The organism is Mesorhizobium sp. M0701, from assembly GCF_040320365.1.
Taxonomy (GTDB): Bacteria; Pseudomonadota; Alphaproteobacteria; order Rhizobiales; family Rhizobiaceae; genus Mesorhizobium.
This window is the reverse complement of sequence record NZ_JAMYPO010000014.1, coordinates 51,973-77,500: the sequence shown is the minus strand read 5'-3', so window position 1 is coordinate 77,500 and position 25,528 is coordinate 51,973. Positions and strand designations below refer to the sequence as shown.

The following is a 25,528-nucleotide window of genomic DNA, read 5'->3' as shown; positions in this document are numbered from 1 at the left end:
TCGGCGGCCGTCCGACACGTTCTTAACAAAAGGCACAACAAACTTACAAAAGTTCAAGTTGGCACAATCTGGCCGACAGGGAGAAGGCCGATGCGTTTGTGTGACCGAGCGGAGATTTGCGCGTGAGCACGGTAACCGTGACCCGCGAAACGCCCAGATGGGCCCTGCCCCGGTTCATGACGGCCGAGCATCCTTTCCCCTGGCTCGCGCCGATCACGGTGATGCTTCTCGTTTTCGGCATCTATCCCCTCGCCTATTCGGTCTGGCTGTCGTTTCACAAACGCAATGTCGTCTCCCGACAGCTCGACTTCGCCGGGCTCCACCAATGGACGCGCGCCTTCTCGGATGCGCGTATGTGGCATTCGCTGGAAACCACGCTGATCTACACCTTCGTCGCGCTTGCGGTTCAGCTTGCGCTCGGCATCCTCATCGCGCTCCTGCTTGACACCGATCGCAAAGGTTACGGGGTGCTGCGGGCGCTGATGACACTGCCGCTGGTGGTGCCGCCGGCGGTGACCGGAATGATGTTCCTGCTGATGCAGGACGGTTCTTTCGGTGTCCTGTCGTTCTACCTCTATGCCCTCGACCTGATCTCGCCGGCACAGCCGATCCTGACGCAGCCCGGAACCGCATTGGCGGCGATCCTGCTGGCAGACATATGGCAGTGGACGCCGTTCATGGTGCTCATCATCCTGGCAGGGCTCAGGGCGCTGCCGAAGGAGCCTTTCGAGGCAGCCGCGATCGACGGCGCCAACGGCATCCAGACGTTCTTGCGCCTCACATTGCCGATGCTGCGCAAGATGATAGCGGTCGCGGTGCTGATCCGCGGCGTCGATCTCTTTCGCATCTACGACTACGTCTACATCATCACCGCCGGCGGGCCTGGCACGGCCACCGAGACGCTTTCATTCTACGCTGGCCGTATCTACTTCACCGGAGACTTTCCCTATGCCGCGACCCTGTCGCTGATCGTGCTCGTCGTCTTGATCGTCGTGTCGAACCTCTTCGTCAGGCTGTTCAAGGTGAGGTTCTGATGGAGTCGTCGCGCGCCCAAACGATCGCCCGTGACGTGCTCGCAGTCCTGGTGGTGGCGATCTTCATGTTCCCGATCGCGTGGTGGGCCCTGTCGTCCATCAAACCCTATTCGGCGATCTTCGACCGCAGCGGACCGGTCTACGTCGGATTCACACCGACGCCGGACAATTACCGCGTGACGTTGCTTGGCGTCTCACGCGTCGACATCGGCATGGAACAGGGCGGCGAGGCGGCCGGGGTCATCAAGGGTGGCGCCAGTTCCTATGATTCCCGTCAGTCGTTGCTCGACAGCGCCATCATAGCCGTCGGATCGACGGCGCTGACGCTGCTGCTGGCCACGCTGGCCGCCTATTGCCTGTCGCGAATGCAGTTCAGCGGCCAGCAGTCCTTCCTGTTCTGGATTCTCTCGCAACGTTTCATGCCGCCAATCGCGATCGTCATTCCGATCGTTTTCATGTTCCGCGATCTCGGCTTGCGCGATACTTATACGGGGCTCATCCTCGTTCACAGTTTGATCAACCTGCCGCTGGCGGTTCTGCTTTTGAAGTCGTTCTTCGACGATGTTCCGCGCGAGGTTGATGAGGCGGCGCTGATTGACGGCGCGACGCGCTGGCAGACGTTCCGACGCGTGGTCCTTCCCATGGTCAAGGGCGGCATCGCTGCGACGGCCGTGCTGTGTTTCATCTTTTCGTGGACCGAGTTCCTGCTCTCACTGTTCCTGACGACGTCGATCCGCACTGTGCCGGTGAAGATCTCGACCTTTGTCACCTCGACCGCGACCGAGTGGGGCTACATCACGGCGCTCGGCACGTCCGCGATCATACCCAGCTTCATCTTTATCCTGCTGGTTCAACGGCATCTGGTCCGCGGCCTCACCCTCGGATCGCTGAAGGAGTGAGGCGCAGACGAGAAGAACGACGACAAAAACGCAATGGAGGAACGATCATGAGCTTCAGTGAACACGACAAGAAGACATTCGTCGCCGATACCTGCAATGACTTTACGGCGCGCCGGATAACCAAACGCGACTTCATGAGGAAGATGGCGCTCGCTGGTGTCGGCTTTTCCGCCTTCGGATCAGCCATGCTAGGTGGCGGCCGCACCAGTCGGGGGATGCTGGGCCTCGGGGTTGAGGAAGCCCGCGCCCAGGACGCCGATATGCTGAAGTGGCTGGCCGACGTCGGCAAACCATATGCCGGCACCAAAATCCGCTACACCTCGGAAGCGACGCCGCCAACGATCGTTGCCAACCAGCTTGTCGCGGGTGAATTCACCAAGGCAACCGGCATTGAGGTGGAAGTCGAGATCGTGCCGCTGGAGCAGGTTCTCGCCAAGGCGACGCAAGACGTACAGGGCCAGCTTGGCACCTACGACGTCTACTATCTCGACCAGTCCTGGATGGCGACGTTTGCCCAGGATGTCGTCGATCCTCGCGAGTATTATGACCAGAACAAAGACCTGGCGATGCCCAACTTCGACTGGGACGATTTCTCCAAGCCGCTGGTCGACGGCATCGCCATGTACAACGGCAAACAGTGCGGAATTCCATTCGATATTCCGATCTTCATCCTGATGTACCGCAAGGATCTTTTCGACAAACACAACATTGCCCTGCCGACAGACCTCGACGCCTACCTCAAGGCCGTGCAGGCGCTCACAGAGGCAGAAAAAAGCAACGGCATCTTCGGCACAGCATGCCAGGCGAAGTCCGGCCATTATTCGCTGGAATGCGACTGGACCTTCGCATTGTGGGGCCATGGCGGTTCGATCTTCAACAAAGACAAGAAGTTTGTCGGCAATGACGAACGCGGCGTGGCCGGACTGCAATTCTATCAGGAGCTGGTCAAGAACTCGCCGCCGTCGGCGACGACGTGGACCTGGGACGGTCAGGGGCAGGCGTTGACACAGGGTCAGGCCGCCATGGCAATCACCTGGGGCGAGGATTTCCCCGGCTTCGACGCCAACGATTCCAAGGTCAAAGGCCTGTTCGAGGCCCTGCCCGCGCCGAAGGAAGTTCCTGGCCGTCGCGCCGCTGCCGATTGCGGCTTCAACGAAATCCCGGCCGTCGGCCACCAGGGTGGCTCGACGATTTCGCTGTCGCAATATTCCAAGAACAAGGAAGCGGCATGGCTGTTCATGCAGTGGGTCTGCTCGAAGGATGTGATGGCGCGGGTATCGACGCTCGGCGGCGGCGCCTCGCCGATGCGCAATTCCTCTTTTACAGATCCTCGGGTCAAGGCGAAGGCCGTTGTCGGCCCCGGAACGACACGCCATTTCGACGCGATCAAATACACTATCGACAACCAGATGGGATCTGAGCCGGACATGCCGATCTGGGCGGATCTGTCGAACAACGACATTCCGGTTGAGCTCGGCAAGTTGCTTACGGGCCAAGACTATGGCGGCGATGCCAAGGCTTGCCTGGATGCCATTGCCGGCATTGTCGACGGCAAAGTCAAGGACGCCGATCTTTAGCGGCTAATCAGTGATTTGGGGGCGGAGGCGGTTTCGACCGCCCTCGCCCGTTGGCAACGTGGCGGCAATGGTTCCTGATCTCGTCATCGGCATTGATTCCTCGACCTCGGCAACCAAGGCGATCGCCTGGGACCGCAATGGTCTGGCCGTGGCTGAAGGTCGTGCACCCCTTGCAATATCCAACCCGCGTTCGGGCTATTTCGAGCAGGATCCGGCCGAATGGTGGGCCTCGACGGTCACGGCGCTTCGTGGTGTCGCGGCAACAGTTTCGCCGGCACGCATTGCCGCCCTTGCGATTGCCAACCAGCGCGAAAGCTTCGGACTTTTCGACGAGCAAGGCGAAGCGGTCGGGCCGGCGACGCTCTGGCTCGATGAGCGCGCCCGTGGGAAAGCACGTCGCTTCGGCGAGAGTTTCGGCGCGGCACGCGTCCACGCAATATCCGGCAAGCCGCTGGACGTCATTCCTTGCCTCTACCGCATGATCTGGTTTCGCGAGCAAGAGCCCGAGATTTTTGCCCGCGTGGAGCGGATGGCCGAAGTCCACGGCTATCTGGCCTTTCGCTTGAGCGGCCGGTGGGTGACGTCCACCGCATCCGCCGACCCGATGGGCATACTCGATATGCGGGCTATGGACTGGTCGAACGATATACTGGAGGCAGCGGGCGTCGCCCGGCGCATGATGCCAGACCTGGCGCGGCCCGGCACCGTTCTAGGCCAACTAACTTCGGAAGCGGCCATTTCGACGGGCCTGCGCGAGGGCACGCCGATCATCGCCGGCGGCGGCGACGGTCAATGCGCCGGCACGGGCGCAGGTGTGTTGCAGCCGCGATGCGCTTACATCAACCTCGGCACGGCGGTCGTCTCCGGCAGCTTCGGCACGGACTACGTCCACGACCAGGCCTTCCGCACCGAAACGGCGGTCGCCGATGATGGCTACATCTACGAGACGTGCCTTCGCGCCGGCACTTTTCTTGTCGACTGGATGGCGCGCGAAATGCTTGGCGTCGATCTGCATGGCGCAAATGATGCCTTGGAGACGCTCGAGGCCGAAGCCGCTGCCAGCCCGATCGGCGCAGGCGGCATAATGCTCCTGCCCTACTGGCAGGGCGTCATGGACCCACACTGGGATAGTGCGGCCCGTGGTGTGATTGCCGGGCTTTCGGGCTCGAGCCGCCGCGGCGACATCTATCGCGCCGTGCTGGAAGGCATAGCGCTGCATCAGGCCGCGACAAGTCAGCGGGCGGCTGCGGCTGCCGCCCAGACCATCGACCAGTTCATAGCGATCGGCGGAGGAGCGAAGTCCGACCTGTGGATGCAGATTCTGGCGGATGCACTCGATCGTCCCGTAAAACGTTCGACGACTGTCGAAGCCTCCTCGCTAGGCGCGGCGATGGCGGCGGCAAAGGGGGTGGGCTGGTTTTCCACCATCGCCGAAGCGTCGCTCGCAATGGCCAGCGAGCCGGCCAAAACCTTCGAACCGAACACGAAACGGGCCGCGCTCTACGCCGAACTTCTTGCGATCCATGCTGATCTTTGGCCAACGCTTGCAGCCTGGAACCAACGCCTCGCGGCCTTCATGGAGGCCGATCATGGCTGAAACGACCAACTGGAACGCGTTGATCGAGGACGTTGTCGCTGGACGCTGGACAGATCCCAAGACAGGCGCGGCCGCGGTCCTGCCGTTCCAGACGATCGAATTGCTGGAGACGACGGAAGGCCGCGAGGCGGATCTCGTTGCGCCGCTGAAGCTAGGCAGCCGCATCGCCGTGGTCTCCGATATCAACACCGTCGATGTGATGGGCAGGCGCGTCGCGAAGGCGCTGCGTGCCATCGCCGACATCGACGAAATCGTGCTGCCTGACGGCCTCGACTGCGATGAGGCAATGATCCAGATGGTCAGGGAGAAGACGCGTCACGCCGACGGCGTCGTGGCCGTCGGATCCGGCGTTCTCAATGACGGCTGCAAGCATGCAACCTTTCTCGACGAGCGGCCCTATGCCGTCTTCGGCACGGCCGCCTCGATGAATGGCTACGGCGCCTCGACAGCGTCGGTGACCTTGGCCTCCGGGCTCAAGATCTCGCTGCCTTCACACGCGCCCCGGGGCATCTTCCTGGACCTTGGCGTGTCGGCCGCAGCGCCCGCCTGGCTCAGCGCCGCCGGGCTTGGCGACAGCCTCTGCCGCTCCACGGCCCAGATCGACTGGTGGGCTTCGCATCGGCTGTTCGACACTTACTATTCCGAGGTGCCCTACCAGCTGCAGGCGGGCGATGAGGAGCCGATGCTGGCCCATGCGCCTGGCCTTGCCAGGCATGACGTCACCGCTGTCGGGCATCTCCAGCGCGTCCTGACGCTGTGCTCGATGGGCGTGTGCTTTGCCGGCGTTTCCCATCCCGGGTCCATGGGAGAGCACCAGATTTCCCATTGGGTCGACATGTTCGCGCAAGACCATCATCCCGGCACCACGCACGGCCAGCAGGTCGGGGTTGCCTCGCTGGTCATGGCGCGGCTGCAAGCGCGGCTGCTGGACAGGGAAAAGCCGCCGCAGGTGAAGCCGACCGCCATCGACGAGGCGGCGATGCTGGCCCGTTATGGCGCGCAACTTGGACCACTTTGCATTGCCGAGATGAAGAAGACGGCACTCGACGCCAGCCAGTCGGAAATCTTCAACCGCAGGCTTGCGGAAATCTGGCCGGCGCTGCGCCAGGAGGTTCGGCCCATGGCAATGCCGGTCGCCCGCATGGAGGCAGCACTCAAGGCTGCGGGAGGGCCGGTCACCGGCGCGGAACTAGGCCTGCCGCGCGCGCTTTGGCACGACGCCATTCGCTATTCGCGAGAAATCCGCGGCCGATGGTCCTTTGTCAACCTGGCCGCCGATGCGGGACTCTTGGAAGAGTTTCTGGAGAGCGAATGGTGAGAGCGCATCCGATCGCCAATCGCTCGCATGGCGAAAATGCGATCCAACCGGCAAGGGCAATCGAAGGGTAGCAATTTATGGCGTCTGTCACCATCAGCAACATAAAGAAGGACTATGGCGCCCTCTCCATTATCGATGGACTCGATCTCTCGATCGAGGATGGCCAGTTCGTCGTTCTGTTGGGGCCCTCCGGCTGCGGCAAGTCCACTTTGTTGCGCATGATAGCCGGTCTCGAGCCCATCACGTCCGGTGAGATCGCCATAGGCGACAGGGTCGTCAACATGCTCCATCCCAAAGACCGCAACATCGCGATGGTCTTCCAGAATTACGCGCTTTACGCGCACATGACCGTCTTCGACAACATGGCCTTTTCCATGCAGTTGAAGAACCGCCCAACCGAAGAAATCAAACAGAAGGTCGGGTGGGCGGCATCGATTCTCAACCTGACACCCTATCTGGAACGGTATCCCCGCCAGCTTTCGGGCGGCCAGCGGCAGCGCGTCGCCATGGGTCGCGCCATCGTGCGGGACCCAACTGTGTTCCTGTTCGACGAGCCCCTGTCCAATCTCGATGCCAAGCTGCGCGTGCAGATGCGCACCGAAATCAAGGAACTCCACCAGCGGCTGAAGACCACCACAGTCTATGTCACGCATGACCAGATCGAGGCCATGACCATGGCCGATGTCATCGTCATCATGCGCGACGGCCACATCGAGCAGATCGGGCGCCCGCTCGATGTCTACGATCGCCCGGCAAATCTCTTCGTCGCCTCCTTCATCGGCTCGCCCGCAATGAACATGTTCCATGGCGAGGTGGCTGCCGAGCGCGACGTCTGGGTGGTGCGGACCGACGAGCTATCGCTCCCGCTGCCGCCAGGGGCTGCGGTCCGGCCCGGCCAAAAGGTGATCTACGGCATTCGCCCCGAACATCTTCGACCAGTGGCCGACGGGCGCGGCATTCCGGCGAGGATTACGGTTGTCGAGCCGACTGGCCCCGAAATCCACATCTTTGCCAGCATGGGCAACATCGCGATCTGCTCGGTGCTGCATGACCGCATGGAGCTCGCTCCAGGAGCTGTGATCCATCTGGAGCCGGCGCCTGAGCGAATCCACCTGTTCGACCAAGGTAGCGGCGAGCGGCTGGACAAGGGAAGAAGTTGAATGGCGCGGATCCTCATCCTCGGCGCCGGCGTCATGGGCTCTGCCATGACGCTTCCGGCCGCTCACGCTGGTAACCGCATCACTCTTGTCGGGACCCATCTCGATGAGGAGATCGTCGGCTCCGTGGCCAGCACAAGTCATCACCCACGCCTCAACATCACTCTGCCTGATGTGGTAACCGCCTGTTCCTGGACCGAATTCGGGGCGGCGATGAACGATGGACCCGATCTGCTTGTACTCGGCGTCTCGTCGGCCGGCATTCCTTGGGCGATCGACCGCATTGCAGAAAGCATCAAGTCGCCCGTGCCGATACTGATGATTACGAAAGGACTTGCAGCAAGCGACGAAGGCGTGGAAATCCTGCCACATCTACTTGCCCGCGAGATCGAGCAACGCACTGGCTTGTCTGTCCCGGTCATGGCCGTCGGCGGACCGTGCATTGCCGGCGAACTGGCGGCGCAGCGCGACACCTCTGTGATCATGGCCGGGCACGATCCCGACCAGGTCGCCGCGGCGTCCCGCATTCTGCGCGCGCCTTTCTATCATGCGCGATCGTCATCCGATCTCGTCGGCGTCGAGATCTGCGCTGCGTTCAAGAATTTCTACACACTCGCCGTTGGGGCTCCCGTCGGGCTGCTCGAGCGCGACGGCAAGGCGCCCAATGGCGCGCTCATGCACAACCTAGCCTCGTCGCTTTTCTCGCAGTCCCTCGCCGAGATGGCGATTCTGGTCGAAGCTCTGGGTGGAAAGGTCGAAACAGTGCTGGGGCTGGCCGGCTCCGGCGATCTTTATGTGACCTGCCAGGCGGGCCGTAACGGTCGCATGGGGCGCCTGCTCGGCCGCGGCCTGCCCTATTCGGTGGCGAAGCGCGAACATATGAGTTCGGACACGGTCGAGGGCGCGCAACTGGCGCTGGACCTTGGTCCGACTTTGAAGAATATGATGGCCCGGGGTGTACTTCCCCACGATCGCCTGCCGCTGACGAGGGCCATCATCGACGCAATTTGCCATGATGCTCCGCTGGTTTTGTCCTTCGACCGCTATCATCGAGGCTAGCGGAGCCGGGAGACTCGATTGATGCCTCATATCGATGAGCACATGGCTCCGCCGAACCCGCTCGGGACCCGCTGCCGCGGAGTGGACAGGATGATCTGATGGAGAAACCAGCACGAAAGAAACGCGACGGCCGCCAAGCCGTCACGAGTTCCGTCACGGCCGATCGCGAGGAAGGGCTGCTCGTGCGCGCCGCCTGGCTTGCTTATGTCGGTGACCTGACGCAGGCGCAAATCGCCAAGGCTCTTGGCCTGACACGCCTTCGCGTCAACCGGATGCTGGCGCATGCCCGTCAGCGGGGGATCGTTCAGATTCGCATCAATTCCAAGGTGGCGAACTGCATCGAGCTGGAGAACCGGCTGCGGGACGCCTATGGCGTTTCCGACCCAATCGTGGTTCCGACACCGCCCGATCCTACCCTGGTGCCACAGGTGATCGCAGCCGCTGCCGGTGAAGCCCTGTCGCATAGAATCCGTGACGGGATATCGGTGGGCGTGGGATGGGGACGGACGCTCCAGCTTAGTCTGCGGTCAGTGACCGTACGCCCCGTCAAAGGCATGTCGGTCGTTTCCCTGCTTGGCGGGCTCACGCGTGGATCGGCGATCAACATCTATGAAATCGCCTCGCGGCTCGCGGCGCTTTTCGATGCGGAATGCTTCTACATCGCAGCACCGGTATTCACGGATACGGAGGCCACGCGCGATCTGCTTATGCGCCAGTCTATTCTGGAAGACGCCTTCACCCATGCCCGCGACGTTGACGCCGCTTTCGTTTCGGTGGGCGCGGTGCACAAGGACGCCACCATCTTTCGGATCGGACTGGTAGGAGACGATGATCTCAGATCGCTCCGCGAAGCCGGAGCCGTCGGCGATATTTGCGGCCACTGGATCGGCGCCGACGGACAACTCGTCGATCACCCGCTAAACAGCCGTGTCATCGGCCTCGCCCCCGAACATCTGCGCGACGTCGACACTGTGATCTTGCCCTCCGGCGGCCTCGACAAGGTTCCGGTGCTGCGCGCCGTGTTGCGTCTGGGAGTCGTCGATGTGCTGATCACCGACGAGAAAACCGCTGAGGCGATCCTTGCGGAAGGCGCAGACTGATCTCTACCAGCAGAGCGGCTCGCAAGTGATCGCTTCTCCGCGTCACAGAACCTCGTGGATTTCCTCGATCGAAGTCTCGCCGATGCGCTTGTCGAGAACGATCTCGCCGCGCGCCATCGCCACGACCCGGTCACAGCATTCGAAAACATGATGCATGTTGTGGCTGATGAAGACGCTGGTGATGTTCTGGGCCTTGAGGGCGCGAACGAAGCCGATCACCTTTCGCGTCTCCTTGACCGAGAGATGATTGGTCGGCTCGTCGAGGATCATGACTTTCGACTTGAAGTGCATGGCCCGGGCGATCGCCACGCCTTGGCGCTGGCCGCCCGACAGTTCGCCGACCAGCGCATCGGGCGACCTCAGATGCAGATCGACGTCGGCGATCGCCTTGACGCTTTCGTCACGCATGCGCTTCTGATCCAGGATGCCGATGCCGAAAACCGAGCCCTTCACCGGCTCGCGTCCGATGAAAACGTTGCGGGCGATGGTCATGGTCGGGACCATTGAATTGTACTGGTAGATCGTCTCGATGCCCCGATCCATGGCGTCGCGCGGGTTCGAGAATCGGACCGGTTCACCTTCGATCCTGATCTCGCCGCCATCGGGCTTTTGGGTGCCTGACAGGATGTTGATCAGCGTCGATTTGCCGGCGCCGTTGTCGCCGACAAGGCCCAGCGCCTCGTCTGGATAAATGTCCAGAGTGACGTTCTTCAAGGCGTGGACGCCGGAATACCATTTCTGGAGTCCCTTGATCGCGATGATGGGTGCCGCCATGATCAGGTCTCCACCTTCATTGCCCTGCCCCGCTTTCGAAGCCAGGCGTTCACGACGACCGCGAAGATAGTCAGGAAGCCGATTGCCATCTTGAACCAGTTGGCGTCAACCTGGCTCAGCACCAGTCCGTTGTCGATGACGCGGATCAGGGCAGCCCCGATGATGCCGCCGAAGATGGTGCCAATGCCGCCAGTCAGCGAGGCGCCACCGATGACGGCAGCCGACACAGCTTGCAACTCCAGCCCCTCGCCGATCGAAGGCAGCGGCGCGCCGAGCCGCATCACCTGAATGGTGCCGGCAAAGCCGGCGAGCACCGAACAGATCATGAAGCAGGCGACCTTCACCCGGGCCGTCGGGATCCCCATCGATTGCGCGGCGGGCAGAAAGCCGCCGGTGGCGCGCACCCAGTTGCCGAAATTCGTGCGCGACAGAAGCACCGTCGCCAGGATTGCCACGGCGAGAAACCAGAAGAACGACATGCGAAAGAGGTCGCCCGGCCCCACATAGATCGTAAACAGCCATTTGGGCAGAGCGTTGGCCGGGATGACAGGAGGGAAGCCACCGGAGATTACCACCGTCAGCGAACGCGCGATGAACAGCATGCCAAGCGTGGTGATGAAACTTGGTATCGCGAAACGAATCGTTATGAACCCGTTGAAGAAGCCAATCAGGGCGGCGATGGCGAGCCCGGCGGCAAAAGCCGGCGCCAAAGGCCGGTGTCGAAATACACCGTGGTGTCCGGGTGGGCAGACAGATAGGCGCCAACACGATCGGCGACGACGGCGCCATCTGTGCCGGTGTCGAGCCGTTCAATGACCACTTCGCGTCCGGCATTCGCGGCCTTGTATTCCTCAAGGAACTTCATGACGCCGGCAGCGCGCTGTTCCGACCAGTTCTGACCGGGCGCGGAGACGCCGACGAGCGCCCTGATCTTGCCTTCCTTGGGGAAGAACTCGGACATCTTCTTGCCGAGTTCGTAGCCGGCGGGAATGAAGCCCTGGCCGATGAAAGCCTGGCGGGCATTGCCGGCTGCACCCTCGGTGTCGTCGACGTTGGACGCGATGACCGTGACGCCGGCAGCGCGCGCGTCGGCGATGATCTGGTCGAAGGCATTGTTGTCGACGATCGAGGTGATCAGCGCGTCCGGTTTTGCCGCGAGTGCCGCCTGCATGTTGGCCGATTGTTGCTCGATCGAGCCTTCGGTCTGCGTGAAGACCATCTGGCAATTGGCCTGGATCTTGGCGCAGGCGTCGTCAAACCCCTTCTTCACCGCCTGCCAGAACGGGTTCGACGCCGACGAATGATGCGTGAAGACGATGTTCATCGGCTCCTGTGCGCGTGAGCCGATTGCCGAGCCTCCAGCCAGTACTGCTGCCAAGGCTGCCGAGATAAGTAGCTTCTTCATGGTTCTCCTCCTCCGTAGAAAGCTGCTTCAGGTTGTTTCAGAGAGTAGATGCGTCGCTCACCCGTCGAAGCGCCGTGAAGGCGCGATCGATCTCCGGGTTCAGTTCCATGCCGAGGCCCGGTCCGGGAGGCACGGTGATCATGCCGTTCTTCACCTGCGGCAAAGCGGTCACAAGGTCGCGGTACCAGGTCTTGTAAAAGGCCCTGACACTCTCCTGGACAAGCGCGTTCGGCGCATTCAGCGACAGGTGGGTCGATGCGCCGAGCACCACTGGACCGGTGCAGTCGTGTGGCGCGACCGGCAGATGCCATGCTTCAGCCATGGCAGCGATCTTGCGCGCCTCCGAGAGCCCGCCGCACCAGCTGATATCAAGCATGATGACACCGGCCGCTCCAGTTTCGAGAAGGTCGCGGAAGGCCCACCGGGAACCGAGCGTTTCAGAAGCCGATATCGGCGCCAGCGAAGCCTCGGCATAGCGTTTCAGGCTGGACAGGCTGTCCATCCTGATCGGATCTTCGTGCCAGAAGGTCTTGTAGGGGGCAAGCTCGCGAGCGATCTGCATGGCCGGCAGCAGCTGCCACATTGAATGGAATTCAACCATGATGTCCATCTTGTCGCCGACCGCATTGCGGATTTTCTCGAATGGCGCCAGCGCGGAATTCAAGTCGGGCTGCGATATGTACTGGCCGCGCGTTTTCTCGGCGGCCATGTCGAAGGGCCAGATCTTCATGGCCGTGATGCCTTCCTCCAATAACGAATGCGCCAGTTCGTCGGCGCGGTGAAGGAAGCCGTTCAGATCATCATAGGCGTCGCCGGGCTTATCGAGCCCGTAGTTGGCCGTCGTCTGCCCGGTGGCCTTCTTGATGTATTCGGTTCCGGCACAGGTGTTGTAGGTCCTGATCTCGTGCCTGGTGAACCCGCCGAGGAGTTGTGCGATCGGCTGACCGGTCGCCTTTCCGAACAGATCCCAAAGCGCGATGTCGAAAGCGGAATTGCCCCTGACTTCCGCGCCCGTCGATCGGAAACCGAGATAGCCGACGAGGTCGGCGGCAAGCAGGTCGATCTGCAAGGGGTCGCGCCCGATCACGCACGGCGCGACATATTCGTGCAGATAGGTCTCGACGGTTTCAGCCATGAAGAAGGTCTCGCCGAGTCCGACGAGGCCTTCGTCCGTGTGAACCAGGACCCAGAGAAGGTTCGGCCGCTCCTTGAGCCGCAGCGTTTCCAGTTTCGTGATCTTCATTGCGCCCCTGCTCCTCAGGCGATGCCGGCCGCCAGCAGGGCCTTGACGCTCTCGTCAAAATGCCTCGCCATCAGGTCACGCGCCGACTGGGGATCACCGGTCTCGATTGCTTCGGCGAGGTCGATATGGATCTGGATCATCGCCAACTGCTCGGCATCCGAAGGGCGGCTCCGCCAGCCGATCGGCCAGGTCTGGCGCGATACGCGCTCGAACGCGCCGACGATGAGGCTGAAAACCGGATTCTTCGCAGCCTTGGCGATTTCGAGGTGAAAGGCGAGATCGTGCTCCATGACCTGTTCCGGCCGCTGGAAATTCTCGCGCATGGCGAGCGCGTGCGTCCTGATCCTTTCCACTTCGTCGGCTGTTCTGCGCAAGGCCGCCAGCATGGCGGTGCGGGTCTCAATCGTGCGGCGCACGTCGTAGATTTGCTGCACCGTGATCTGCTCGGTGTGGACGCCATGCTCGATCACCAGTGACATGGCGCCATAATCCAGCTCGGCGACGGTAGCCCGTCTGCCCGCCCTCAGGTCGATAAGCCGCATGGCGGCGAGCGAGCTGAAGGCCTCGCGAACCACGGTACGCGAGACGCTCAATTGTCTCGAAAGCGCGGCCTCGCTGGGCAGCCGGTCGCCGGGCCCGAGCTCATGCGCGCGGATATGGCGCGTGATCTCGCCGATCGTGTTGCTGACCAGACTCGCTGCGTCGGAATGTTTTGCGGATACGGCCGTGCTCACGCAATCTCCAGTTCAGGAGTGGGCAAACCTGTATGGCAGGTTTTCCAGATATGTTGATAGTACATAGGAAAGCTGTATGTCAATCGAGCCGTCGCCGGGAGACCGTCGGCATCGTCGCCGGGAGACCAGTGACCCGACGCTTGCATGACCGCTGCGGTTGACGCGACCGATGCCGGTCGGCCGGGTGCGGGAGCCTGCGTGAACGAACAGCGATCATCGCACTTGGGTAGGGCAGACATTCTCGTCGTGAACCCCGGCGGGCGGCCGACCATGCCGCCCGAAAATATCTCGGCGGACGATTCACTGATATTTCGATCGACGCACCCCATATGACCGGAAAGAGTGTCACTTGAGGACTTGCCTATGCTGATTTCGCGTTGGGGACGGTTTGCAGTTTTGTTTGCGGGGTTGTTCCTGGCATTTTCCATGGTCGCGGTGGATCACGCCGACGCGCGCCGTGGCGGCAGCTTCGGCAGTCGCGGCATGCGCACTTTCCAGCCGGTCCCGCCGACCAGAGTTGCGCCGCAACCGGCCGCACCGGTCGAGCGCTCGATGACGCCCAATGCGGCAACGAACAATGCGGCCCGTCAGCCGCAGGCATTCCAGCGCCCGGGCTTCTTCAACGGCCTCGGCGGATCGATGATGCGTGGGCTGCTTCTCGGCGGTTTGATCGGCGTTCTTCTGGGCCATGGGTTCGGCGGCTTGGCCGGCATGTTGGGTCTTTTGCTGCAAGTACTGCTGTTCGGCGGCGCGATCATGCTGGCGATTCGCTTTTTCCGCTCGCAGGCGGCGCAAAGCCCAGCGCCCGCTATGGCGGGTGTCTCGCGCGCTACAGCGAGCTTTGGGCGCAACGCAGCAGCCCGGCCCGAGCCAAGCAACGCCACAGCGTTCCCCATTCGGGCTATTGGGTCAGGATATGGCGGAACGAGCCAAGGCAATCCTTCCCAAGCCAGTGCTTCCGATGAGATCACACTCACCCAAACCGACCTCGACACGTTCCAGCAACGGCTGACGGAAGTTCAGGAGGCGTTCGGGCGTGAGGACCATGCTGCATTGCGCCGGTTGGTGACGTCCGAGATGGTGTCCTATCTGTCCGAGGAACTTGCCGACAATGCCAAAAAGGGCGTCAGGAACGATGTATCGGACGTCGGCCTGGTGGAGGCCGATATTGCGGAAAGTTGGCGGGAGGGTGATCGCGACTACGCGACGGCTGCTTTGCGCTATGAGTCTCGCGACGTGACCCGCGACCGCATCAGCGGCAAGATTGTCGAGGGCCAGGCCGATCAGCCGACGGAGACAACCGAACTGTGGACCTTTACGCGGCAGGACGGCGGTGACTGGAAGCTTGCCGCAATACAGCAGCCTGGCTGATGTGCTTGCCTTCATTGAGATGTCTGCGCAGAGGTTGTTCAGGTTTCGCGCTACCACTCGAAGGCCAGCGCCCTTTTCGCGCGCTTGATCAATCCGTCACGGACTGATGTGGTAGCCCACCAGGGCGCGCCGGCATCGCCTTGGGCCGGTCGGTCAATCGAGTCTTTAGCACATCGATGAGGCTGATTGTGATGGCGATCACCGCAGGTCCGAGGACAAGGCCGGATGCTCCGAACAAGACGATGCCGCCGACCGCGCCGATAAAGGCCACCACCGTGTGGAGGCGCAACCGGTTCCCGACAAGCATCGGATAGAGCAGATTGTCGATGCCACCGACGATGACGCCGCCCCAGACGGTCAATATCGCCGCGCTGGCCCAAGCCCCCTCCAATGCGAGATAGACCGCTGCGGGCACCCAGATCACAAACGCCCCGAGCACAGGCACGATGGCAAGAAGTCCCATGACAAGGCCCCAAAAGACCGGGGTGGGCAGGCCGAGCCACCAGAATATCAGGCCACCCAATGTCCCCTGGACGGCGGCAACGAACACGGTGCCGAGTAGTGTTGCATGGACGGTCTCCGCAAAGCGGGACAAGATGTAGGCTGTCTCCGGCGCGCGCAGGGGCGAAAGGCCCGCGACGGCTTGCAGGCCATGTTGGCGGTCGCGCAGAAAATAGAACAGAAGATAAAATGTCAGGCCGAACATCGCGACTTGATAGATGGAGCCACGCAATAGCGATGTGCTTTGTCCCGTCAGCCATTGCACGAATGCGGCGACTGAACCGGCCGGATCGAATTGGTTCTCGATCCATTGGGCAATGGCCGAAAGCGTGGGATAGCCAGACATGAAGCCGTCTGCGTCCCAACCGCGGATGACCTCCTCCAGATAAGTCGCTCCGTTTACCGCCTCGCGAACGAGCTGTTGTGCGACGAGCGCCAGCGGCAGGCCGACAGCGATCGCCGCGAAGCTTACCGATATCAGCGCTGCCAGGTTTCGATTTCCGACCCGTCTCTCAACCCACCGATGAGCCGGAGACAGAATGATTGCCAGGACGAGCGCCCAGGTCAATGCCGGCAAAAAAGGCCACGCCAGCAGATAGCAGACATATAGACCGATCGCCGTCGCTGCCAGGACGCCGAGCAATTTCAATTGTTTTACATCCGGCATCTGTTTCAGATCGGGCATCTCTCGCCGTCTCGCAAGCCCAGCGAGCCTAATGGTTTTCCCGAAGAAAAGGCAGGTCGGTTGCCGTACCCGGTCAGGCTGCCGCTGAGCCGCTTCGAGTGACCTTCGGGGGATTTTGACGGCATGCAAATCGAACCTGATATCGCTCGCCTGCGCTTTGACGGCCTTTCAGCCCGTCTTTGACAGGCAGATGGGGCTTGAACAAAAGCGACGACAGGAAAACGCTTCAGAACTCCCAAGGAGATGTCAGAACGAGTCCTGCCGTCTCGAAGTCAGTCAGATTGCGCGTGGCGAGGCGGCCACCGTTTACTCGAGCGATCGCCGCGATCATGCCATCGGGTGCCGACATGCCGCGTCCCTGGCGAGCAGCAGCACCCAAAATTTCCCCATAAACCAGCGCAGCCTCTTCTGTCAGACCGGAGATGCGAAACGCCGGCGCCAGTCCGCCAACCCTTGCTCCAGCCGTTCGGCACGTTGATCCGGGTCTTATCTTCTGGATGCGGAAGGCGATCTCGGCAATCGTCACGGTTGGAAGCGCGAGTTCGGCATCGTATCGGATCAGCCAGGCAATGACTGCCTCGTCTGGGGTCCTTTCAACGTTTCGGAAACGACGTTGGTATCGACAAAGATCAAAGCTCGACGCCTCGATTCGGCCGGCGACTCTCACGGATCACCGCCTCAAGGTCGATGTCTGTGCCGGATTGCGCTGAAAGCCGCGGATAGAAGGCAGAAGCAGGCTCACGACCGGCCTCGCGGACCTCGTAAGATTCGAGGGCGCGCTCGACCACCTCCGCAATCGAGCGGTTTTCACGGCGGGCAAGCCGGTGTGCAAGATCACGCGCTTTAGCGCTGCGGACTGAGAGTTGTGGCTCGGCCATATCAGACTCCTTGGCACCCATCGTATAGGCTCCTGCTAGCAAGATGGCTTCTGATGGCTTGATGTCAAAATCGATCTTGCAGGGCGTGTTGCGGCTTCGCTTGACAGCTTGCGTCCGAGCCCGATGGACTTGGCCAGTGCCGAGCGACAAACGGCGTAGACGCATTTTCCGAACCAATCGAGCGGGCCAACCTTGCTCTGGGGCGCGCGCTGTCGGCTCGCGCTCCTGCTTCAACGATGTCGCCGAGGCGCGTGGTCCGGCCCGTCATCCAAACCTGCCAGCGAATAGCTCGTGCTTCGCCCGCCGGCTTCATCTCTCACGAGTATCCCTTGCGCCAGGAGATCATTGATATCCCGCAAGGCCGTGTCAGGTGAGGTCTTGGTCAGCACTGCCCATTTCGAGGAGGTGAGCTTGCCTTCGAAGCCGTCCAGGAGCCGATTGACGACTTTGCGCTGGCGTTCGCTTAGAGGTCGTTGGACCATCTCCTCCCAAAAACGGGCCTTTCGCAGCACATTGGCCAAAATCTCCTCGGCCCCGCTGAAGGCGCGGTCGAGACAGCTTAGAAACCATTGCAGCCAAGGGGTGATGTCGAGATTGCCCTTCTGCGTCCGTTCGAGGATGGCGTAGTAGTCCTTCCGCTCCGCCCGGATTTGCGCGGACATGCTATAGAACCGCTGAGCGCTGCCCTCCGATCGCGCCAACATCATGTCGGCGATCGCGCGGGCGATACGGCCGTTGCCATCCTCGAAGGGATGGATGGTGACGAACCATAGATGGGCGACCCCCGCCTTCAGAACGGGATCAAGCGGCGCGTAACCGTTGAACCAGTCGATGAACGCGGCCATTTCAAGCTCAAGCCGGGCCGCTGCTGGAGCTTCATAGTGGACTTTCTCCCGACCGATGGGACCTGAGACGACCTGCATCGGACCAGAGGCTTCATGCCGCCACGCACCGACGATAATCTTCGTCATGCCGCTGCGACCCGTCGGAAACAGGGCCGCATGCCAGGCGAACAACCGCTCATCCGTAAGTAGCGCCTGATAGTTCTGAGTTGCGTCGAGCATCATCTCGACCACGCCCTCGACATCGCGGTCGACCGGCGCCAGTGCGCCAATATCCATGCCCAGTCGGCGGGCGATGGAAGACCGCACCTGTTCCTTGTCGAGAATTTCACCCTCTATTTCGCTGGATTTGAGAACGTCCTCCGTTAGGGTCTGAAGCACCGCCTCGGCCCGCAATTCGAAGCCTAGCGCCTCCATCCGCCCCAGCAGCCGGCCCTGCCGATGGCGCACCGTCGCCAGTTGATCGGCAAGGTCCTGACTGCGCCACTTGAACTGCGGCCAGTTTTCAAGCTCGTAGATATAGGTCGCCATTCTCCGCACTCTTTGCGTCGAATATGGGCCTCAATCGTCGTATATGCAAGATCATTTGCCGCAATTTCTGCGGTGAATAGACCAGCTAAACACCGCATGGTCACGGCTTATGATTCCCCATTATCAGCTTGTTCTCTCAAAGACCTCCCGTTTGGCGCTATATCTCGTCAGGTTATGAGGCATTTTGCGATTAGGCAGTGAGAATGGCACTGGTCCAGTACTCCGACAATGGCTTCTTCGCTCCGCGCACGATTGCCGACGCCTTTCGCACGACGAGCGACGAAGTCGGCCGAACTGCCGGGCTGGGCAAGGATGCCGTCCAGCACAAGCAGCGGGTCCGGTCGGACAAGACCCACGGCCGATGTGGTCCACAAGGTCGAGCCGTGCCACCCTTCGCAAGATCGCCCGCCTTGCCGCTACGAATTGAGAGCTGTGGCTCGGCCATATCGGATTCCTTCAAGCATTACTTAAACCCACTGGACCCAAGGCGGTCGCCCTCAGTCCGCAGTAGACCTGCCCAAGCTCCACCCGTCCGAAGAGTCCGTGCGTTGCGGCCGCCCTAACGCCCGATGTGAGCGCCGCATCTACCGCTCGCGATTTCGCCTACCACGCTCCCGACGACCAGCTCCTGCGCTCATCGCTCCATCTGGCACGCGGAAAAGCTTGCTGAAACCGCTCGACCGCCATTCTATAAAGACGACTGACAAGGCCTCCCTTTGCCGGCATGATGCAAGCATCAACATCTGAGCGTTCCATGCTCAAATCGCCAAGAGTTGTTGAGAACTTCGGATGACCCGTATCGCAACCTTTAACGTCAACGGCGTGAACGGTCGCCTGCCCTTGCTCATCAAGTGGCTGGGTCAGACCGACTATGACATCGTGTGCCTTCAGGAATTGAAGACTTCGGATGAGAAATTTCCCGCGGAAGCCGTCAGGAACGCCGGTTATGGCGCGATCTGGCACGGGCAAAAGTCCTACAACGGCGTAGCTATACTCGCACGGGGAAAGGAGCCCCTGGAGCGTCGACGCGGCCTGCCGGGTGACCCTGACGATACTCACAGCCGGTATATCGAGGCAGAGGTGGATGGGATCGTCGTGGGGTGCATCTACCTGCCCAACGGCAATCCAGCGCCCGGCCCGAAATTCGACTATAAGCTCCGCTGGTTCGACCGTCTGATCAGCTACGGCCAGCTATTGCTCAAGGAGGGGATCACAAGCGTTCTGTGCGGCGACTACAACGTCGTGCCAACGCCGATCGATGCCGTGGTGCCGAGACGTTGGACGGGCGACGCAGTCTACTTTCCGGAGAGCAGGGAGGCCTACGCCGAAATGCTAGACAATGGCTGGATTGATGCCGTCCGCTGCATTCATCCGGAGAAGGGCATCTACACGTACTGGAACTTCTCCTACCGGGGCGGCTATGATCGGAGCTCCGGCCTGCGGATGGATCATCTCCTCGTCAGCCCATCACTTTCGAACAGGTTACGTGACGCGGGCGTGGACGCTGACTTGCGAGGCTGGGACAAGCCGAGTGATCATGTGCCCGCCTGGATACAGATCGACCTGTCGGCAACGAATTGAGTCATCCATTGTTCGGCGGGCGTCTTCGCCCACTGCTAACAGATGCCTTATGGGAAGTTCGTCCCCTGTCCTTGATGCTCACGCTGCCTTTCTGGCGGCCGCCCTAAACGGACGGTCAATGGTGAACGCATCTGGACGGATGGCTGCCTCAACCTGGCTCCAGGTCACGGGACGGGCGATTGGGAAGCCGGGTCGCGCTCGTGGGGAGAAGGCGCCGACAGCCGTGTTGCCGCGCCCATTGCGAAGGTAGTCGATGAAGATGCGGCCCTTTCGGGCTGCCGGCGCGGCGGAGAGCAGATAGCGATCAGGATGAGCTTCAGCGAGGCGCTTGGCGAACGATCGGGCAAGGAGCCGGGCATTGTCATGCGTGATCTTCGTCTCAAGTGGGGCCATCAGGTGAATGCCCTTGCCGCCCGTCACCTTCGGCCAGCTCTCCAGACCTTCCGCTTCCATGGTGTCGCGAAGTGCCAGCGCGGTCTCGATGACTTCATCCCACCCGACCTCCTCGCCCGGATCAAGGTCCAGAACGATGCGGTCGGTATGCTCGATGTCGTCAACGGTGGCATTCCAAGGATGCAGCTCTACCGCATCCATCTCGACCAGCCCCAGCAAGCCGGCAAGGTCGTCCACCCACACGCGCAAACCTTCGCCACCCTCGCGCTTTTGAACGCGCAACTGATGCACTGTTGCTGGGATCGTCGGCAGCGCGCCTTTGTGGTAGAAGGTTGCCCCGAGAGCATGGCGGACCAGCTTCAGCGGTCGGTGGCCGAGATGGACGAGTGCGTGATCGGCAACCCTCTGCCAATAGCGCGCAAGCTCTTCCTTGGAGGGCGAGACCGCGTCGGGCAGCAGTTGCAGGATGTTCTCGCTGAGAATGCCATGTTCCTGGGCTGGCCCACGTCGCTTTGATGGCGCCGGAGGCTTGGCCGGGATCGCCACGAGGTCTTCTCGCAGACCCTTGAATACTGCCTCGCGCAACACGCCGCGATCAGTGACGCCGCTGAACTGTACCTCGGCCAGCACCTCTGGCCTGACCCACGTCGCCTTCGGCTTCACGATGGGCTCTGACAGAGGCGACTTGCTGATGATCAGCGGGTCGAGCCGCTCTCGGACCAGGTGCGCAGCGCTCAAGGTGTAGCCGCTGCGAGCCTTCCCGGCATAGAGCAGTCGGTCGCCCTCGCGGCGACCGATGTAGAGGGATGCGATGCGGCGCGGGTGAGCGCCCAGCTTCTCGACAAATGCCACGATGGGGAAAGTGTCGCTCTTGATGCACTTCACCTTGAGCCAACTGGTCTGGACCCCTGAGCGGTAGGTGGCATCGGTGCGCTTGGAGACGATGCCCTCCAACCCCATACGGCAGGCATGTTCAAACACGTCCGTGCCGCCCACTTCCAAATGTTCTGCATAGGTCAATGTCGGCGCTGAGTTCTTCAGCAACTTCTCAAGGGCTGCCTTGCGCTTCACCAGCGGCTGCTGCCGCAGATCGCGCCCGTTGAGGTGCAGCAGATCGAATGCATAGAAGATGAGCCTCGCCGAGTCTGGGCTGCCCAACTCCCGTTCCAACGCTTGGTAATCCGGCAGGCCAGTGTCGCCGAGAACGACAGCCTCACCGTCGATGATCGCCGCTTTCACCGGCAAATCCGCCGCCGCTTGAACAATTCGTCGGTATCGGTGCGACCAGTCGTAGCCACGGCGCGTGAAGGCTCGCGCTTTGCCGCCCTCAATGATCAGTTCGGTGCGGTAGCCATCGTACTTGATCTCATGAAGCCATTCGCCGCCCTCGGGCGCATTCTCGACCAGCGTGGGCGACTGAAACTCAATGAAAGAAAGCCGACCATCCCCAGTTTTGGAACTCATCGCACACTCCTGACCTCCACCCCAACTTTGGTGCCGCTGAATAGGTTCCGGAACAGAGCTGGCCGAAGGAGTAGGGTCCCGAGCCGGTTTACCCGATCCTTGCTCGAACCGGGCGTGGTTGAGGGAACTCTTAGTTAAGCCATCTCTTATGTACGAATGTCGCTTGCGCTGGCATTGCCTATCAATGCAACAACGTCGAAGGTCTTATTGGTGTTTACGAGCCCGGCCCGGGACCGCGCCCGCGGCCTGCCAACTGATCGGCTGTTGGCGGACGCGACGACCTGCGCGAGCGCCCTTGTACTCGTCGGCGGATGTACGACCGCTCTTTTCACCACCGATGCCGTCACGCTCGAGGATGTCAGGGCAACTGACGACGTCGACCTAATTGTCGATCTACTTCGATGCAAGGCTTTCCGGCACGCCCGGCGCGAAATGGATTGCCGAGCACGGGGCGGGCGCCAGCATTGTGCTGGTCAATCGCGAGATGGCCGACATGGCCGCGGCGGCCGTGGCGGGGCTCGGCCTCGCGGTGCTGCCCCGCATCATCGGATAGCGGGCCGGGGTTGCGGCGGTTGACCGGGAAATCCTGGGGCGGCAGAGCCTCTCGGTCGTCTACCGTCGCGAGCCCGCGCTGGCGAGTTCGGTTCCAATCATCGTCCGTTTCCTGATCAACGTGATGCGGCGACATTTTGGCGCGATGCCGCGCTGAGCGGTCAGAACCTGAAGGTCGACGAGACAATCGACGGCTCGTGTGAGTTGAGCCTTTGCCCATAGCCGTGCGGCGGCTTCCTTTGCTGTGTTGAAGGTCAGTGCCAACTGTTGCTGCCGGTGGTGCTCGGCTGGTGCGACGAGAACTTCAGCCATAGTGAAGGCGCGGTTTGGGCACTGTTTCGGTGAACTGCACACCGACACGGTCGTTCCTGCGCCAGCGCAACACAGACCGATAGGCAACGCCATCGGTGGGCACGTAGAGAAGGAAATGCTCCGGCACCAGGGCTTCGACCGGCACCTTGAGTTCGGCTCCGCCGACGTTCTGGTTTCGAATGGTGCAGCTGATTTCGGAGTTGTTGATGCCGTTAATGATCGCGGCACCCTTCAGGACGCGCTGTCTCCGTTCGCGGCGGTTGTCGCCTTCTTCAACCATTGAACCTCCGTTAGGCACCCCACTTGTATACCAGAACCGCCCACGCGCGAGCCGGATTAAATCGCGGAGCGTTGTTACCCGCGTCGAGCTGCGATCGCTGTCCAGTCGGGTCAAAAGGGTTTCCATATGCCTCGGCCCCTTGCCTCGGCCTGATACAGCGCCCTGTCAGGATTCTTGAGCTGCCCTTCCGGGTAGCCGATGGGTCCGCCCGGAAGGGGTGCCAACGTCCGCCTTCAAACGTTGCGCCAAGTTCTTCGTCGTCAGGCCGGGGCCGACCGTCGTCAAGCGATAGCCGGCCGAAGGGTTCGGCTCCACCCTACTGCCGTGGAGCGTTCTAAGTCGCGGTTGGGTGGTGAGCAGACCTCTGGTTCGCTAGAGTCCCAAGTCTCCACCGGGCTGCAGACCGAAACCCGGAAAACGCTTATCTCACAGTAAGCTGATGCATCTGGAGCGCCTATGATGAAGCCGACCGGATCCAACGAGGCAGTGAGGATCGAAGACCTTGACGACGCGGGGCTGGTTGAACACGCGCGACAGCGTGACCCCGCCGCATTCTGGTTAATCATCAAGCGTCACAATCAGCGGCTTCACCGGGTCGCCCGCGCCGTCCTGAATGACGACACTGAGGCGGAGGACGTACTTCAGGAGACCTATATCCACGCCTTCACCCATCTGGCCGAATTCCGCGCGGAGGCGCGGCTGTCGACCTGGCTCACCCGGATCGCGCTGAACGAGGCGCTGGGACGCCGCCGGAAAAGGCGGCCCACTGTCGACGTGAAAGTCATCGAAGGCATGGTCGCTCCCTTCAGCGCCCACAAGCCTGATCCCGAAGAGGCGGCCGCTCTCGCTGAAATCCGCAGCCTCCTGGAGCGAGCCGTCGGTGGCTTGCCAGAGCCCTTTCGGATCGTTTTTGTCATGCGGGACGTCGAGGAAATGAGCATTGAGGAAACGGCTTTTCTTTTGGCATTGCGACCTCAGACAGTGAGCACCCGCCTTTATCGCGCACGCCGGCTGCTTCGCGAGGCGCTGCGTGACAAGCTCGCCACCGTGTTCACGGATACGTTTCTCTTCGCTGGCGCCCGTTGTGACCGCCTCGCGCAATCAGTCTTAGATCGGCTCGCAATCAGCCTGGTTCGAAAGAATACTCATCAGTTGAACGTGGCGACCGAGCGCACGTAGACGCAGTCCACGCCGAGATTACGCCGGCTCCTTTCGCGGGGCTTTTGTGGCGGGACACGGGAATATTTTGGCGCCCCGGACCATCTAATCGTCGGCAAATGCATTCGGCGCCGCGGTGCTGACAGCGGTGTTGAATCAACAAACATAGGAGACCGCTATGCAGGGCGCACTTCACCTATCCCGGCGTCAGTCGCTTCAGGGACTTGTCGTACTCGGTGCCGGAGCGGCACTCGGTGGAATCGCGCGGCCTTCTCCGGTATTGGCACAGGACATATCGGACGAGGACATTTTCCGTTTTGCGCTCAATCTCGAATATATGGAGGCTGAATACTACCTCCGCGGCACCACCGGAAAGGGTATCGACGAAGCCGATGCCGGCTCCAAACCGGGCGATGTCGTCGGCGGAAAGAAAGTGTCCTTCGAAACACCCGCCATCGGCCAATTCATGCAGGAAGTTGCTGAAAACGAACTCGCGCACGTCCGATTCTACCGCAAGACGCTTGCAAAGAACGCCGTCGACAGGCCGGCCATAGATTTCGATGCGGGGTTCAAGGCGGTTACGGAGGCAGCTGGCCTCGGGCGGGACTTCGACGCCTTCGGTAACGAAACGAACTTCGTTCTCGGCGGCATGCTGTTCGAGGATGTCGGCGTCACCGCCTATGCGGGTGCGGCGACAGTTCTGAAAAACAAAGACTTCCTCGCCGCCGCCGCAGGCATCCTGGCGGTCGAGGCCTACCACATGGGAATGGCGCGATCTACGCTATACCGGAAGGGAGAGGAAGCCTGGAAGGCCGCCAACGCTGTCTCCGATGCCCGAGACAAGATCGACGGGCCAGAAGACAAGGACCAAGGGATCCAGGTGGACGGCAAAGCCAACATCGTTCCTTCAACGCCGGACGCAATCGCCTTCACCAGAACACCGCAACAGGTGCTCCGGATCGTCTATGTCACCGACAGGGCCGGAGTGAGCAAGGGCGGCTTCTATCCGGAAGGGATGAACGGCACGCTCAAAAGCACCTGAGCCAGTTGCGACGGGTGACGATTGGCCGCCGGAAACTGAGC

General features: G+C 61.4%; 22 protein-coding genes and 2 pseudogenes. 13 read left to right on the top strand and 11 right to left on the bottom strand.

Annotation, left to right across the window (positions count from 1 at the left end):
* The first annotated feature begins 122 nt into the window (after positions 1-122).
* From NKI24_RS16045 to NKI24_RS16010, 8 genes are all read left to right on the top strand, one after another.
* On the top strand, positions 123-1,034 hold the full coding sequence (locus NKI24_RS16045; protein WP_352746567.1) for a carbohydrate ABC transporter permease: 912 nt from the start codon (positions 123-125) through the stop codon (positions 1,032-1,034).
* Positions 1,034-1,933, top strand: a complete 900-nt coding sequence (locus tag NKI24_RS16040; protein WP_352746564.1) for a carbohydrate ABC transporter permease — start codon at positions 1,034-1,036, stop codon at positions 1,931-1,933. Before NKI24_RS16045 ends, NKI24_RS16040 begins: the two co-directional genes overlap by 1 nt.
* A 47-nt stretch (positions 1,934-1,980) precedes the next feature.
* Positions 1,981-3,510 (top strand): ABC transporter substrate-binding protein, encoded by a 1,530-nt coding sequence (locus NKI24_RS16035; RefSeq protein ID WP_352746561.1) that lies wholly within the window; start codon positions 1,981-1,983, stop codon positions 3,508-3,510.
* A gap of 67 nt (positions 3,511-3,577) precedes the next feature.
* Entirely contained in the window at positions 3,578-5,107 is a 1,530-nt protein-coding gene (locus NKI24_RS16030; protein ID WP_352746559.1) for a xylulokinase, read from the top strand.
* Complete coding sequence (locus tag NKI24_RS16025) at positions 5,100-6,425, top strand: iron-containing alcohol dehydrogenase (protein ID WP_352746557.1); 1,326 nt, start codon at positions 5,100-5,102, stop codon at positions 6,423-6,425. Before NKI24_RS16030 ends, NKI24_RS16025 begins: the two co-directional genes overlap by 8 nt.
* A gap of 77 nt (positions 6,426-6,502) precedes the next feature.
* A complete protein-coding gene (locus NKI24_RS16020; RefSeq protein ID WP_352746555.1) occupies positions 6,503-7,585 on the top strand; it encodes an ABC transporter ATP-binding protein in 1,083 nt (360 codons plus the stop codon).
* Positions 7,586-8,641, top strand: a complete 1,056-nt coding sequence (locus tag NKI24_RS16015; protein WP_352746553.1) for a hypothetical protein — start codon at positions 7,586-7,588, stop codon at positions 8,639-8,641. It abuts the gene before it with no gap.
* A gap of 98 nt (positions 8,642-8,739) precedes the next feature.
* Positions 8,740-9,741: a sugar-binding transcriptional regulator gene (locus NKI24_RS16010; protein ID WP_352746550.1), complete on the top strand. Its 1,002-nt coding sequence runs from the start codon at positions 8,740-8,742 to the stop codon at positions 9,739-9,741.
* 42 nt (positions 9,742-9,783) lie between these two features.
* On the opposite strand, the gene NKI24_RS16005 is transcribed toward NKI24_RS16010, so the two are convergent.
* The 5 genes and pseudogenes from NKI24_RS16005 to NKI24_RS15985 form a co-directional block, all read right to left on the bottom strand.
* Positions 9,784-10,515 carry an ATP-binding cassette domain-containing protein gene (locus NKI24_RS16005; RefSeq protein ID WP_254819755.1) on the bottom strand — a complete coding sequence of 244 codons (732 nt, stop codon included), beginning with the start codon at positions 10,513-10,515 and terminating at the stop codon, positions 9,784-9,786.
* A gap of 2 nt (positions 10,516-10,517) precedes the next feature.
* A pseudogene (locus NKI24_RS16000) lies at positions 10,518-11,228 on the bottom strand (ABC transporter permease); the annotation flags it as partial.
* Positions 11,222-11,920, bottom strand: a pseudogene (locus NKI24_RS15995) (substrate-binding domain-containing protein); the annotation flags it as partial. The pseudogenes NKI24_RS15995 and NKI24_RS16000, both read right to left, overlap by 7 nt.
* Positions 11,921-11,957: 37 nt before the next feature.
* A complete protein-coding gene (locus NKI24_RS15990; protein ID WP_352746547.1) occupies positions 11,958-13,163 on the bottom strand; it encodes a mandelate racemase/muconate lactonizing enzyme family protein in 1,206 nt (401 codons plus the stop codon).
* 14 nt (positions 13,164-13,177) lie between these two features.
* Positions 13,178-13,897: a FadR/GntR family transcriptional regulator gene (locus NKI24_RS15985; protein WP_352746544.1), complete on the bottom strand. Its 720-nt coding sequence runs from the start codon at positions 13,895-13,897 to the stop codon at positions 13,178-13,180.
* A gap of 363 nt (positions 13,898-14,260) precedes the next feature.
* Between NKI24_RS15985 and NKI24_RS15980 the strand changes: the two genes are divergently transcribed.
* Entirely contained in the window at positions 14,261-15,268 is a 1,008-nt protein-coding gene (locus NKI24_RS15980) for a Tim44 domain-containing protein (RefSeq protein WP_502901462.1), read from the top strand.
* 88 nt (positions 15,269-15,356) lie between these two features.
* Here NKI24_RS15980 and NKI24_RS15975 read toward each other — a convergent pair whose 3' ends face one another.
* The 4 genes from NKI24_RS15975 to NKI24_RS15960 all read right to left on the bottom strand — a co-directional run bounded on the left by NKI24_RS15975 (position 15,357) and on the right by NKI24_RS15960 (position 18,705).
* Positions 15,357-16,583: an AI-2E family transporter gene (locus NKI24_RS15975; RefSeq protein ID WP_352746542.1), complete on the bottom strand. Its 1,227-nt coding sequence runs from the start codon at positions 16,581-16,583 to the stop codon at positions 15,357-15,359.
* A 97-nt stretch (positions 16,584-16,680) separates the two neighbouring features.
* Positions 16,681-17,121: a PIN domain-containing protein gene (locus NKI24_RS15970; RefSeq protein WP_352746540.1), complete on the bottom strand. Its 441-nt coding sequence runs from the start codon at positions 17,119-17,121 to the stop codon at positions 16,681-16,683.
* Positions 17,084-17,332 carry a plasmid stabilization protein gene (locus NKI24_RS15965; protein WP_352455498.1) on the bottom strand — a complete coding sequence of 83 codons (249 nt, stop codon included), beginning with the start codon at positions 17,330-17,332 and terminating at the stop codon, positions 17,084-17,086. The genes NKI24_RS15970 and NKI24_RS15965 overlap by 38 nt, the downstream gene beginning before the upstream one ends.
* Before the next feature lie 230 nt (positions 17,333-17,562).
* Positions 17,563-18,705, bottom strand: a complete 1,143-nt coding sequence (locus NKI24_RS15960; RefSeq protein WP_352746538.1) for a Fic family protein — start codon at positions 18,703-18,705, stop codon at positions 17,563-17,565.
* Between the two features lie 789 nt (positions 18,706-19,494).
* Between NKI24_RS15960 and xth the strand changes: the two genes are divergently transcribed.
* A complete protein-coding gene (gene xth, locus NKI24_RS15955; RefSeq protein WP_352746536.1) occupies positions 19,495-20,286 on the top strand; it encodes an exodeoxyribonuclease III in 792 nt (263 codons plus the stop codon).
* Between the two features lie 78 nt (positions 20,287-20,364).
* Here the strand turns inward: xth and ligD are convergent, their stop codons facing one another.
* Positions 20,365-22,143, bottom strand: a complete 1,779-nt coding sequence (gene ligD, locus NKI24_RS15950; protein ID WP_352746533.1) for a DNA ligase D — start codon at positions 22,141-22,143, stop codon at positions 20,365-20,367.
* A 385-nt stretch (positions 22,144-22,528) separates the two neighbouring features.
* On the opposite strand from ligD, the gene NKI24_RS15945 reads away from it, so the two are divergent.
* Entirely contained in the window at positions 22,529-22,696 is a 168-nt protein-coding gene (locus NKI24_RS15945; protein ID WP_352746681.1) for a hypothetical protein, read from the top strand.
* A gap of 303 nt (positions 22,697-22,999) precedes the next feature.
* Here NKI24_RS15945 and NKI24_RS15940 read toward each other — a convergent pair whose 3' ends face one another.
* The gene (locus NKI24_RS15940; RefSeq protein WP_352592868.1) at positions 23,000-23,287 is read right to left on the bottom strand and encodes a PilZ domain-containing protein; all 288 of its coding nucleotides are present in this window, start codon (positions 23,285-23,287) and stop codon (positions 23,000-23,002) included.
* A 456-nt stretch (positions 23,288-23,743) separates the two neighbouring features.
* On the opposite strand from NKI24_RS15940, the gene NKI24_RS15935 reads away from it, so the two are divergent.
* Together NKI24_RS15935 and NKI24_RS15930 are read left to right on the top strand one after the other, a co-directional pair.
* On the top strand, positions 23,744-24,466 hold the full coding sequence (locus NKI24_RS15935) for an RNA polymerase sigma factor (protein WP_352746529.1): 723 nt from the start codon (positions 23,744-23,746) through the stop codon (positions 24,464-24,466).
* Positions 24,467-24,623: 157 nt separating this feature from the next.
* Positions 24,624-25,487 (top strand): ferritin-like domain-containing protein, encoded by an 864-nt coding sequence (locus NKI24_RS15930; protein WP_502901461.1) that lies wholly within the window; start codon positions 24,624-24,626, stop codon positions 25,485-25,487.
* The last annotated feature ends 41 nt before the right edge of the window (positions 25,488-25,528 follow it).